Source organism: Brenneria sp. g21c3 (assembly GCF_040240345.1).
In the GTDB taxonomy this organism is placed as follows: domain Bacteria; phylum Pseudomonadota; class Gammaproteobacteria; order Enterobacterales; family Enterobacteriaceae; genus Brenneria.
In genome coordinates, this window is record NZ_JBEIAB010000003.1 from 204432 (window position 1) to 217313 (window position 12882).

Sequence of the window (12882 nt, forward strand, 5' to 3'; positions counted from 1 at the left end):
GATAAACGCGCGAATATTGCGTTTGTCCGGCGGCTAGCGCCGGCCAGCTTACTCGTTACTGCATTCATTGACTCAAAGAGCTCGCACACGGCCATCCTAACGGTTGTCGACGGCATCGCCTGAGATTTTCAGCAACGTCAAGGCAAAAGATATTCTGCCAACCGACCCGATCAGACGCGACTCATTTGTACTAACCGGGTGAGGAAGAGCATACGCGCTTACTGGACATTTTTTTGTGATCTTTATCTAGTTTTTTTCATGCTGACACCATTCAGCATTGCTGTTTATGAGAATCATTATCAATTGATGGAGTGTTATAGGCCATGCAGCCTTTTACCTGCTTAAGGAAAACGCAGGCCGGTGATTTTTTATTCTATCTGGCTGTGAAATGAGAAATAAAATCCACCCTCCCGGCATGGATAAATAGGGCTGATTACACTACATTAGCGCCGGTAAGGCACTCATGTGAACAGTAACCCATTCGGGGTGGTATGTGGTCCAGTCATTGTTGAGCGTTTCAGATTATATCAAGTTCTTTATCGGCCTGTTTGCGCTGATCAATCCGATAGGCATTCTGCCGGTGTTCATCAGTATGACTAACTATCTGGCGGTGGAAGGGCGCAATAAAACCAACCTGACGGCCAACTTCTCCGTGGTGGTGATCCTATGGATATCGCTGTTCTTTGGCGACAGTATCTTGCGATTATTCGGCATCTCGATTGATTCCTTCCGCATTGCCGGCGGCTTATTGGTTATGACGATCGCCATGTCGATGATCAACGGTAAGCTGGGGGAAGACAAACAAAACAAGCAGGAAAAGACGGAAACCGCCAACCGCGAAAGTATCGGCGTCGTGCCGCTGGCGCTGCCGTTGATGGCCGGCCCCGGTGCCATCAGTTCCACCATTGTCTGGAGTTCCCGCTATCATGAGTGGCAGAATCTGGCGGGTCTGTCCCTGACTATCGCGCTGTTTGCGTTTTGCTGCTGGTTGCTGTTTCGGGGCGCGCCGCTTTTAGTCAGAATTCTCGGCCAGACGGGGATTAACGTCATTACCCGTATTATGGGGCTATTGCTGATGTCATTGGGCATTGAGTTTATTGTGACCGGCGTTAAAGCGCTTTTCCCTGGTTTATTATGACGATTTGAAAGCGTTAAATTGAATTTGAAATTAAGGCCTATCGCTGGATTATGCCTTAACAACCGCTGCCGTCGTTAATCGCATTTACCCGTCTTTTTTATCGCATAAATATTTTTCGCATAAGCAATACTAATTTCTTCAGGTTGTTTTTTACCCGCGCCTTGTCTGCTAATTGTGACTGGGGTCTCTTTCTGGTCTCTTTTCTTATGTGCTAATTTGTTAAATTAATAACATTTATCGCGTATAACGTTATTGCTATCACGCTTGCCTGTTAGCGTGGTTTTGTGCCGGGGTGAGATAAGTGATGGTTTTTTGTGCTTAAAATGGATTGTTTTAACGTTTTTTTTCTTGTGGAGCGCGCAAAACATTTTAGACAATATTGCTGCTTGTGAATCGGCCGGCAGGATGAAAGGTGATTTTTAGTGATGTTTCTAACGTTTACAAAAAATCAGTCCAGCGTCATTTTAAATGTTTGGCGAATGAATTCTCTTTTTGCTAACGTCGATTCGGACAGTTTTTTGTCAATTACCTATAAGTAAATTTTATTAATTATCTCACTGTCCGAATCGGGGAAGCTGTCCGTGGTTGCCTCATGCTCAAGGCTACGGGTTATCTGTGAATGGCATGAACGGTAAAAACAATTTTCCGCTGACATTTTGTTGGTCATCGGAATGCGCATGTCGTAAAGGCATAATCAACAACACAGGAGAAAACAATGGCGCGCATGACAAAAAAAAGGCTGACCGCAGGCATCGTTGCGGCATTGAGTCTGGCGGCGGGCGTTCCCGCCTGGTCCGCGGTGGTGCCGGCAAACGTTGAACTGGCGGCAAAACAGGAACTGGTGCGGAATAACGGCGCTGAAGTCGCATCATTGGATCCGCATAAAATTGAAGGCATACCCGAGGCCAATGTATCCCGCGATTTGCTCGAAGGGTTGGTGATTACGGATCCCAATGGCAAGGTTATCCCCGGGGTGGCGGAAAGCTGGGATAACAAAGATTTTAAAGTCTGGACTTTCCATCTGCGAAAAGATGCCCGCTGGTCAAATGGTGACCCTGTCACGGCTCAGGATTTTGTCTATAGCTGGCGGCGTCTGGCCGATCCGCAAACCGCATCGCCCTATGCCAGCTATCTGCAATACGGTCATCTGCTGAATATTGATGACATCATCGCCGGAAAGAAGAGCCCGGATACGCTCGGCGTTAAAGCACTCGACGACCATACGCTTGAGGTGACGCTGAGTGAAGCCGTTCCCTATTTTTACAAATTGCCGATCCACTCCTCCTTATCGCCGGTAAACAAAACCGCCGTGGAGAAATTTGGCGAAAAATGGACGCAGCCGCAGAATTGGGTCGGCAATGGCGCCTATAAGCTGAAAGCGTGGGTGGTTAATGAAAAAATCGTGCTGGAGCGCAACCCGCAGTACTGGGATAACGCCCATACGGTGGTTAATCAGGTCACCTACCTGCCCATCGCTTCAGAAGTCACCGACGTCAACCGCTATCGCAGCGGTGAAATTGATATGACTTACAATTACCTGCCGATAGAACTGTTTCAGAAGTTAAAAAAAGAGATCCCGCAGGAAGTTAAGGTAAACCCGTATTTATGCTCCTATTATTACGAAATCAATAACCAGAAGGCGCCGTTTACCGATGTGCGGGTAAGAAATGCGCTGCGCCTGGGACTGAGTCAGGATATCTTAACCAATAAAGTTAAAAATCAGGGGGATATTCCGGCCTATGGCTTTGTACCGCCTTATGTCGAGGGGATAACGCTAACGCAGCCCGAATGGTTTGGCTGGACGCAGGAAAAACGTAACGCGGAGGCGAAAAAATTACTGGCGGAAGCCGGATATAGCGCGGATAAACCGTTAACGCTCAACCTGCTGTACAACACGTCTGACTTGCACAAAAAGATGGCGATCGCGGCGGCCTCAATCTGGAAACAGAATATCGGCGTGAATGTGAAGTTGGATAATCAGGAGTGGAAAACCTTCCTTGATAGCCGTCATCAGGGGTCTTTCGATCTCGCCCGGGCGGGCTGGTGCGCCGATTACAATGAGCCTTCATCGTTCCTCAATGTCATGACGTCGGACAGCAGCAATAATACCTCGCACTATAAAAGTCCTGCTTACGATGCGCTGATGAGTAAAACCTTGCAGGTCGGTTCCGATGAAGAGCGCACTGCGCTTTATCAGCAGGCAGAATCTCAGTTGGACAAAGACGCGACTATCGTGCCGGTTTATTACTATGCCAATACCCGGCTGGTGAAGCCTTACGTCGGTGGTTTGACGGGTAAAGATCCGATGGATCATATCTATGTGAAAGATCTTTATATCATCAAACACTAATAATATTGCGGGCCGCGCCGAGAGCGTCGCCCGCTCTTATTTGCAGGTTTTATAGGTACGGCAATGTTAAAATTCATTTTTCGTCGCTGTCTGGAAGCGATTCCGACGCTGTTTATCCTGATCACCATTTCATTCTTTATGATGCGCCTTGCGCCAGGCAGCCCGTTTACCGGCGAACGCAACCTTCCGCCGGAAGTGATGGCTAATATTGAAGCCAAATACCATCTTAACGATCCGATATTAAAGCAATACGGCAACTATTTATGGCAACTGGCCCAGGGCGATTTCGGCCCTTCGTTTAAATATAAAGATTATTCGGTCAACGATCTGGTGGCGGCTTCATTTCCGGTTTCCGCCAAATTGGGGGCGGCGGCGTTTCTGTTTGCGGTATTTTTCGGCGTCGGCGCCGGCGTGATTGCGGCATTGAATCAAAACAGCAAGTGGGATTATACGGTAATGGGCTTTGCGATGACCGGAGTGGTAATCCCCAGCTTTGTCGTGGCGCCGCTGCTGGTGTTGATCTTTGCCATTACGTTGCGTTGGTTGCCGGGCGGCGGCTGGAACGGCGGGGCGCCCAAATACATGATTCTGCCGATGGTCGCCTTGTCGCTCTCCTATATCGCCAGTATTGCGCGTATCACCCGTGGGTCGATGATTGAAGTGTTGCATTCCAACTTTATTCGTACCGCGCGCGCCAAAGGGTTGCCGCTGCGTCGCATTATTCTGCGTCATGCCTTAAAACCGGCTTTGTTGCCGGTGCTTTCTTATATGGGGCCGGCGTTTGTCGGCATCATTACCGGTTCAATGGTTATCGAAACCATTTTCGGCTTACCCGGCATTGGGCAGCTTTTCGTGAATGGGGCGCTGAATCGTGATTACTCGTTAGTGCTTAGCCTGACGATTTTGGTCGGCGGATTAACCATTCTGTTTAATGCGATAATTGACGTGTTATACGCCGTTATCGATCCGAAAATTCGCTACTAAACCGGGGGCGGTATGTTTTGGCATCGAAAAAATAGTGAGGCGCTGGATAATTTCAACCAAAGGATGGACGTCGAAGGCCGCAGCCTGTGGCAAGACGCCCGCCGGCGCTTTATCCATAACCGCGCCGCGCTTGCCAGCCTGTTTGTGCTGGCGCTGATTACTTTATTTGTGATTGTCGGCCCCTGGCTGTCGCCTTTTAATTATGCCGATACGGACTGGAACATGATGTCGTCCGCGCCGGATATGACGTCCGGCCACTATTTCGGCACCGACTCATCAGGGCGCGACCTGCTGGTTCGCGTCGCCGTCGGCGGGCGGATTTCGCTGATGGTCGGCGTGGCGGCCGCGCTGGTCGCCGTGGTGGTCGGCACCTTGTACGGCGCGATATCCGGTTATCTCGGCGGCAAAGTCGACTCCGTCATGATGCGCTTGCTGGAAATCCTCAACTCTTTTCCATTCATGTTTTTCGTCATTCTGCTGGTGACGTTCTTCGGGCAGAACATGCTGTTGATCTTCGTTGCCATCGGTATGGTGTCCTGGCTGGATATGGCGCGGATTGTGCGCGGTCAGACGCTGAGTCTGAAACGTAAGGAGTTCATTGAAGCGGCGCTGGTGTCCGGGGTTTCGACGCGCGGCATCGTGTTGCGTCATATCGTACCCAATGTGTTGGGCGTGGTGGTGGTGTATGCCTCATTACTGGTGCCGAGTATGATTTTGTTTGAATCCTTTCTGAGCTTTCTCGGATTAGGCACGCAGGAGCCGTTAAGCAGTTGGGGCGCCTTGTTGAATGACGGCGCGAACTCGATGGAAGTCTCTTCCTGGCTGCTGCTTTATCCCGCGGCGTTTCTGGTGGTGACGCTGTTTTGTTTTAACTTTATCGGCGACGGCCTGCGTGATGCCCTCGACCCGAAAGATCGCTAAGGAGCGGCATGATGAACAGACATGATGCAACCGGGACACATGAACCGCTGCTCAGCGTGCGGGATTTGCGGGTAACGTTCCGTACCGAGGATGGCGAGGTGACGGCGGTCAACGATCTCAACTTTACCCTGAATGCCGGCGAAACGCTGGGGATTGTCGGCGAGTCCGGTTCAGGAAAATCTCAGACGGCGTTTGCGCTGATGGGATTGTTGGCCGGCAATGGGCATATCAGCGGTTCCGGACGTTTTCATGGCAGGGAGATCCTCAATTTGCCCGAGCGCCAGTTGAATAAGCTGCGCGCGGAAGAGATCGCCATGATATTTCAGGATCCGATGACCTCGCTGAACCCATATATGCGCGTCGGCGAACAGTTGATGGAAGTGCTGATGCTGCATAAGCAGCTCGGTAAACGCGCGGCTTTTGAAGAGTCGGTCCGCATGCTCGACGCGGTGAAAATGCCGGAAGCGAGAAAACGCATGACCATGTATCCTCATGAATTTTCCGGCGGCATGCGTCAACGCGTGATGATCGCCATGGCGTTGCTGTGCCGTCCTAAATTGCTGATTGCGGACGAGCCGACCACGGCGCTTGATGTAACGGTGCAGGCGCAGATCATGACGTTGTTGAATGAGCTAAAGCGTGAGTTTAATACCGCCATCATCATGATCACCCATGATTTGGGCGTGGTGGCCGGTATTTGCGACAAGGTGCTGGTGATGTACGCCGGGCGGACGATGGAATACGGTTCGGCGCGCGATGTGTTTTATCATCCCAGCCATCCTTATTCTGTCGGATTGCTCAATGCGGTTCCGCGTCTGGACGCCGAGGATGACGTCCTGGCGACTATTCCCGGCAATCCGCCCAATCTGCTGCGCTTGCCGAAGGGGTGTCCGTTCCAGCCGCGCTGTCCCTATGCGATGGAACGGTGCCATGAAGCTCCGCCTTTGACGCCCTTTGGCGACGATCGTCTGCGCGCCTGTTTCAGAACGATCGAGGAGGTGTTATGAGTCCCGTCCAGGAAAAAAACGCGTTGCTGGAAGTTGTCGATCTGAAAGTCCACTTTGCGGTAAGCGATGATAAGCAATGGTTCTGGCAGCCGCCCAAGATGCTAAAGGCGGTCGATGGCGTGACGCTTCGTCTGTATGAGGGCGAAACGCTGGGCGTGGTGGGCGAGTCCGGCTGCGGCAAATCCACGCTGGCGCGCGCCATTATCGGCCTGGTGAAAGCAACCGGCGGCAGTATTACCTGGCTGGGGCGCGATTTGCTGGGTATGAACGAGGCCGAGTGGCGTAAAGCGCGCGGCGATATCCAGATGATATTTCAGGATCCGCTGGCGTCGCTCAATCCACGCATGACTATCGGCGAAATCATAGCGGAACCGTTAAAAACCTATTACCCCAGGCTGTCGCGTCAGGAGGTGAAAGAAAAGGTCAAAGCGATGATGCTGAAGGTGGGGTTATTGCCCAACCTGATTAACCGCTATCCGCATGAGTTTTCGGGCGGCCAATGTCAGCGTATCGGCATCGCCAGGGCGTTGATACTGGAACCGAAGCTGATTATCTGCGACGAACCCGTGTCTGCGCTGGACGTTTCCATTCAGGCGCAGGTGGTGAATCTGCTGCGGCAATTGCAGCATGAAATGCGACTGTCGCTGATTTTTATCGCTCATGACTTGTCGGTGGTGAAACATATATCCGATCGGGTTCTGGTGATGTATCTGGGGCATGCGGTGGAGCTGGGCACCTATGATCAGGTTTATCGCAATCCTCAGCATCCCTATACGCGGGCGTTGATGTCGGCCGTACCGATCCCCGATCCGGATAAAGAGAGAAATAAGCGGATACAGCTACTGGAGGGCGATCTGCCTTCGCCGATTAACCCGCCGGCGGGCTGCGTGTTTTGCACGCGTTGTCCGATCGTCGGGCCTGAATGTGTGAAAACCAGACCGGTAATGGAAGGGAGCTTTACCCATGCCGTCTCCTGCCTGAAGGTCGATCCGCAAGCGCTGAGCTCGTCATAACGATCGCGCTAAAAAGGGCGAATCTCAGGGATGAGGTTCCTGTTCGCGCGGCTTATTCTTTCCACAGAATATGGCAAAGCTTGTGGTCTTTTTCCCGGCAAATCAGCACGCGGGCAAAAATATCGGTAATCTCGCCGCCATCCTGTTCAGCCAGCCCAATCACCACTTCGGCAAAGAAATCAGGATTGAGGTCAAAGTCGACATGCTCTGACCAATCTTCCGCCGGATCGAAGAGTTCCGCGCCGCCGCGTTCCTCGAACTGTAGGTTAAATAATAAGATATCCGCCGGATCAAGATTATCGGCAGCCAGCTCCAGAAAAATATCGTAAGCCTGTTCCAACGCTTCGTCTTCAGTCAGACGGTTATTCAAATCCATACAAAGTGTCCTGTTAATGCGTGTGGAACTATTAAAACACGGGGAAAGCCGTATTTATAGCAAGGGACTGAAAAAGTAGCACAGCCGTTCTATAATTCGTTGCCAATAAGGTCGGCTTTGCCACTGTTTGGCGCTGAGCAGAGTGGAGCGGGCAATATAATCTTCCTGCACGCAGGCGAGGTCGGTGCCGAAACCGGCATCGTCGATCACCACGGTAATTTCAAAATTCAGCCACAGACTGCGGATATCAAGATTAACCGTGCCGATCAGGCTCAGTTGACCGTCGACCAGCACGCTTTTGGTATGCAGCAGGCCATCGTTGAACTGATAGATTTTGACGCCGGCCGCCAGCAGTTCTGTATAGAACGCCCGACTGGCCCAGCCGACCAGTACGGAATCATTCTTATGCGGAACGATAAGGCTGACATCCACCCCGCGCTGTGCGGCCGTACAGATGGCGTGCAGCAGGTCGTCGCTTGGCACGAAATAGGGCGTGGTCATGATCAGCTGTTTACGCGCCGAGTAGACCGCGGTTAACAATGCCTGATGGATCAGATCTTCCGGATAACCGGGGCCGGACGCAATCACCTGAATGGTATGGTCGGTTTCCTCTTCAAACGGCATCGTATTGACGTCGGGCGGCGGCGGCAACAGCCGTATACCGGTTTCCATTTCCCAGTCGCAGCAATAAATAATTCCCAACGTTGTCGCCACCGGCCCTTCAATGCGGGCCATCAGATCGACCCATTGACCGACGCCCGCATCCTGTTTGAAAAAGCGGGGATCGACCATGTTCATACTGCCGGTATAGGCGATACGGTTATCGATCAGGATGACCTTCCGGTGCTGACGTAAATCCATGCGTCGCAGAAACGCCCGGAATAAATTCACTTTTAACGCTTCGGCCACTTCAATTCCGGCGGTTCGCATCAGTTGCGGATAGGTGTTGCGGAAAAACTTAACGCTGCCCGCGGAGTCCAGCAGTATCCGGCAATGCACGCCGCGCCGCGCGGCCGCAATCAGCGACGAGGTGACCTGATCGACAATGCCGCCGGCTTGCCAGATATAAAACACCATCTCGATATTATTATGAGCCAGTTCAATATCTCGGATCAGCGATTTAATGGTGTCGTCAAAGGTGGTCAGTAATTGCAACTGGTTGCCTTTTACGCCGCCGACGCCCTGACGGCGTTCGCATAATTGAAATAATGCGCTGGCGACCTCGCTGTTTTCTGTGGCGAATATTCGCCGGTACTCTTTGAGCTCGCGCAGCCATTTCGCCGTTGAGGGCCACATTTTACTGGCTCGTTCCGCCCGGCGTTTGCCAAGATGTAATTCACCGAAGGAGAGGTAAGCGACAATACCCACCAGCGGCAGAATATAGATAACCAACAACCAGGCCATTGCGGAGGGAACCGTTCGACGCTTCATCAAAATACGTAGCGTGATACTTGCAATCAACAACCAGTAACTGAAAACAAGTAACCAACTCATTACTGTATAAAATGTTGTCATAAAGGCGTCGCAAATCCCTTCTGTAAGTCATTAATTAAAGTGTACGCATACTTTGATGAAAGGTGAAACGCCTTTAGTCTTAATAAAATAGCCTGATATCTCTTTCCTGGCGGAAAGGGAATGTCAAACATCGCTTGGATCGAAATACGAAGGGACTATAATGACGCGGCAAATCGTCGATAGAAGAGTTATGCCATGAAACGCAGCCGGAATGAAGTTAGCCGCTGGCGAATGTTGCGTCAGGTTCAGCGTCGCAGAAGCCGCTGGCTGGAAGCGCAGTCGCGTACTTACCGTCATATTCACTACGCCCGCTATTTGCAGCAAAAGCATAAACGGCGCGCGTTGTTGTATGCGGTCGCCTATGAGTGGTAGTTAGCCGAAAAAATTAGCGGTCATCATTGATATGACCGCTAATTTTTTAATCGACGGCGACGGCGACGGGTTTCAGGATAATACGGGTATCAGCGGTTTATCGGCAGCCGGCGACGACTCCGCGGGATCGGACGGCATCTGAAATAGCGATACGGTCGAACTAAGCCGCTCTGTGTGTTGCAGCAGCGATGAAAAGGTCAATGCCGTCGTTTCAACCTGCGCGGCATTCTGTTGCACGGTATCATTCAGGGTGCGAATGCGGCTGGTGACGTCATGAATGCTCTGGTTTTGCTGGTGTGATATTGCCGATATTTCACTTAAAAACGCGCTGGTGCCTTTCGCTGCCTGAATGATCTCTTGCAGGCTCTCATTCAAATCGTTAACCACTTTGGCGCCCATTTCAACGCTGTTATCGGAATCGCGGATCAAGGCATTGATATTTTGCGCGGAATGGCTGCTTTGCGATGCCAGCGTACCGACTTCACGCGCGACGACGGCAAATCCGCGTCCCATCTCCCCGGCGCGGGCGGCTTCAATCGCCGCGTTCAATGACAGAATATGCGTTTGGAAAGCGACATTTTCAATCATGCCGATCGCATCCGTCATTTCCCTTGTTCTGCCCGCTATATCCGACATGGCCGTCTTCACTTCATTCATCATGACTTCGCCCTGCGAGGCGATATTGCTGGTGTCTTCGGCGTGCAGACCGGCCTGTTGAGTGTGCTGCGTATGCTGTTCCAGATGCTGGCTCAACTGAATGATATGTTCGGTGGCGGCTTTCAGTTCGTTAGACTGCCGGTTTGCCTGCGCCGACAGGATTCGGTTATCTTCAGCAACCTTATCAACCTGGGCGCTCATGCTCCTTACGCTCTGGCGAACCTGATTAACCAAAACAACCAGACCACGCTGCATTTGAATAACGCTGTGATTCAACTGATCTATTTCATCGGCCGCCCGTTTTTCCGCATCGATGGTATGCGAAAGATCGCCTGCCGCAATCAGGCGTAAATGATCGATGATGCGTTTTAGCGGACGAATAATGACTTTGTTGACGCCGACCCACACCAGCACCGCGACCAACAGCAATAACGCCAGCACAACAATAAAAATAGTATGGGCGCGATCGAGAGAGGTGAGGAATTGCTGGCCGTGCCGTTTTTGCCGGATATCGTTATCTTGCAGGTAGCGTGAGTACTTTTGGGTGAAATCGTTTTGGTAGGCCTGAATCGGAATAGCAAAGAAGATATCAATTTGATTGCTCGTTTTTATTCCTTCGGCCAGTTCCAGCAGTCCCGCATACAATTGCTGATAGCTGGTTTTCAGCGCCGCGAAGGCCGGGGAGGCGGATGCGGTATCCAGTTGTTGGTAATGGGTTTGCGCCAGCTTTAATGACGTCTCGGCTTCGTCCATCAAACTTTGCCAACTGCCGACCGAGCCGGTTTCTTTATCAACCAGCAGATAGATTCCGGCCCGATTCAGTTTATCGCTGGCGTTCATGACTTCCATTCTGGCTTTATCCATCAACGCCTGCTGTTGACGCAACCGCTCATTAATCGACGTATCCAGTCGGACCTGCGTCAGGGTTTGGGAAAGAATGCCGACCGAGATCAGCTGCAATAATGAAAACAGCCCGATGACCAGCAATAAACCCAAAAGAATACCCGGCCGGCGGCGAAATATTTTTGACATCCCTAATCGTAGCGTAGCGGACGTTAACATATGATTTGACTCCCTGCATATGAATAACGATCAGCGTATCATTGTTAAATGACTAAAATATTTCAGCTTTCAGCCGTTGGGAGGCGGATGTCGGCGCCTGAAGAGTGTGGGCGACGGGTCATCGCGATAGCCGCCATGACCCACCGTTATCAGCGCAATTAAAACACCTTTTTATAGGGTTTTACCGTGACCTTGTGATAAACCTTGGCGGCGACGTAAGGATCTTCATTCGCCCAGGTTTGCGCTTCCGTCAGGGAGGGAAATTCGGCGATGATGACGGAGCCGGTAAAACCGGCTTTACCGGGATCTTCGCTATCAACGGCGGGGAACGGGCCGGCGGTGATAAGTCGTCCCTGATCCTGCAAGTTCTTCAGACGGGCAAGATGGTCGGGTCTTGCCGCCAGTCGATTCTCCAGCGAACCGGCGACATCTTCTGCATAGATAACATATAACATAATTGGCCTCTTTCATTAGCAAGTGCAAAACTGCGGTAACCTATCATACTGGATGATGTGAGCAGGGCAATAGGTTGATTTAGCAGATAAATGGCATCCCATTCCGGATTATTTTAACAATTTGGCGGGTTATTATTGAATATGATTGCTATTTGCATTTAAACTTGGGCGGCATAAGAGGATAAAGAAATACTATGCCGCAAAAAAAGCTTTTTCTGACCCGCCGTTATTCATGGCCATTTATACTTTCAGCTGGTATTCACGGTTCTTTAATCGCGGGTTTGCTGTATGCGTCGTTCAATAAAGCTTTCGAAATGCCGGAAGAGTCCAAAGCGATCAGCGTCGTTATGGTCAATCCCGCCTCGTTTGAAGCGGCGCCCGCGGCGAAATCAGCGCCGGCCGAGCCGGAACCGGTAGAACAGCCGGAACCGGTAGTAGAGCCGGAAGCCGCGCCCGAGCCGGTTCCGGAACCTGAGCCGGAACCCATCCCGGAGCCGATTCCAGAACCGGTTCCCGTGCCGCTGCCGGAACCTAAACCAGAGCCTAAACCGAAGCCAAAACCGAAACCGGTGAAGAAAGTCGAGCAGCCGAAGCCGGTGAAACGGGAAAGGGCCGTTGAAAAACAGCCGCCGTCGCCGTTTACCAGCGAAGAACCGACGCAAAATGTGAAGAATGCGCCGGTCAGGCAGGCGCCGTCTCCTGCGTCAAATACGCAGTCGGCAGGGCCTCGTCCGCTGAGCCGGGTTGAGCCGCAGTATCCCGCTCGGGCGTTTTCACTGCGCGTCGAAGGGCGGGTGAAGATACAGTTTGATATTGATGATGCCGGCCGGGTAGAGAATATTCGGGTGCTTTCAGCAGAACCGCGCAACATGTTTGAACGGGACATCCGACAGGCGATGCGGAAATGGCGCTATGAAGCCAGCAAGCCCGGCAGAAATCTGGAGGTGACGTTCGTCTTCAGGATCAATGGCGGCTCAACCATGGAGTAAGTTCGCTATCGACAAAAAAGCACCGCTTTATCGCGGTGCTTGA

The 12882-nt window shown here is 51.7% G+C and carries 12 protein-coding genes; 8 read left to right on the forward strand and 4 right to left on the reverse strand.

Annotated elements, in window-relative coordinates; translation table 11 throughout:
• Nucleotides 1-493 precede the first annotated feature (493 nt).
• The 6 genes from ABRZ28_RS06185 (at nt 494) to oppF (ending at nt 7413) form a co-directional block, all read left to right on the forward strand.
• Complete coding sequence (locus ABRZ28_RS06185) at nt 494-1138, forward strand: YchE family NAAT transporter (protein ID WP_319602525.1); 645 nt, start codon at nt 494-496, stop codon at nt 1136-1138.
• A 715-nt stretch (nt 1139-1853) separates the two neighbouring features.
• Nucleotides 1854-3488, forward strand: a complete 1635-nt coding sequence (oppA, locus tag ABRZ28_RS06190) for an oligopeptide ABC transporter substrate-binding protein OppA (protein WP_330519739.1) — start codon at nt 1854-1856, stop codon at nt 3486-3488.
• Between the two features lie 63 nt (nt 3489-3551).
• Complete coding sequence (gene oppB / locus ABRZ28_RS06195; RefSeq protein WP_319602523.1) at nt 3552-4472, forward strand: oligopeptide ABC transporter permease OppB; 921 nt, start codon at nt 3552-3554, stop codon at nt 4470-4472.
• Nucleotides 4473-4484: 12 nt separating this feature from the next.
• On the forward strand, nt 4485-5393 hold the full coding sequence (gene oppC / locus ABRZ28_RS06200) for an oligopeptide ABC transporter permease OppC (protein WP_319602522.1): 909 nt from the start codon (nt 4485-4487) through the stop codon (nt 5391-5393).
• Between the two features lie 11 nt (nt 5394-5404).
• Nucleotides 5405-6400: an ABC transporter ATP-binding protein gene (locus ABRZ28_RS06205; RefSeq protein WP_319602923.1), complete on the forward strand. Its 996-nt coding sequence runs from the start codon at nt 5405-5407 to the stop codon at nt 6398-6400.
• The gene (gene oppF / locus ABRZ28_RS06210) at nt 6397-7413 is read left to right on the forward strand and encodes a murein tripeptide/oligopeptide ABC transporter ATP binding protein OppF (RefSeq protein WP_330519740.1); all 1017 of its coding nucleotides are present in this window, start codon (nt 6397-6399) and stop codon (nt 7411-7413) included. Before ABRZ28_RS06205 ends, oppF begins: the two co-directional genes overlap by 4 nt.
• Before the next feature lie 52 nt (nt 7414-7465).
• Here the strand turns inward: oppF and ABRZ28_RS06215 are convergent, their stop codons facing one another.
• Entirely contained in the window at nt 7466-7789 is a 324-nt protein-coding gene (locus ABRZ28_RS06215) for an HI1450 family dsDNA-mimic protein (protein WP_048638944.1), read from the reverse strand.
• Between the two features lie 54 nt (nt 7790-7843).
• The gene (gene cls / locus ABRZ28_RS06220; RefSeq protein ID WP_319602520.1) at nt 7844-9304 is read right to left on the reverse strand and encodes a cardiolipin synthase; all 1461 of its coding nucleotides are present in this window, start codon (nt 9302-9304) and stop codon (nt 7844-7846) included.
• A 195-nt stretch (nt 9305-9499) separates the two neighbouring features.
• On the opposite strand from cls, the gene ABRZ28_RS06225 reads away from it, so the two are divergent.
• On the forward strand, nt 9500-9676 hold the full coding sequence (locus ABRZ28_RS06225; protein ID WP_319602519.1) for a YciY family protein: 177 nt from the start codon (nt 9500-9502) through the stop codon (nt 9674-9676).
• Between the two features lie 72 nt (nt 9677-9748).
• On the opposite strand, the gene ABRZ28_RS06230 is transcribed toward ABRZ28_RS06225, so the two are convergent.
• Nucleotides 9749-11395 carry a methyl-accepting chemotaxis protein gene (locus ABRZ28_RS06230; protein ID WP_330519741.1) on the reverse strand — a complete coding sequence of 549 codons (1647 nt, stop codon included), beginning with the start codon at nt 11393-11395 and terminating at the stop codon, nt 9749-9751.
• A gap of 158 nt (nt 11396-11553) precedes the next feature.
• Complete coding sequence (locus tag ABRZ28_RS06235; protein WP_319602517.1) at nt 11554-11850, reverse strand: YciI family protein; 297 nt, start codon at nt 11848-11850, stop codon at nt 11554-11556.
• A 194-nt stretch (nt 11851-12044) separates the two neighbouring features.
• On the opposite strand from ABRZ28_RS06235, the gene tonB reads away from it, so the two are divergent.
• Nucleotides 12045-12839 (forward strand): TonB system transport protein TonB, encoded by a 795-nt coding sequence (gene tonB, locus ABRZ28_RS06240; protein WP_319602516.1) that lies wholly within the window; start codon nt 12045-12047, stop codon nt 12837-12839.
• Nucleotides 12840-12882: the final 43 nt, after the last annotated feature.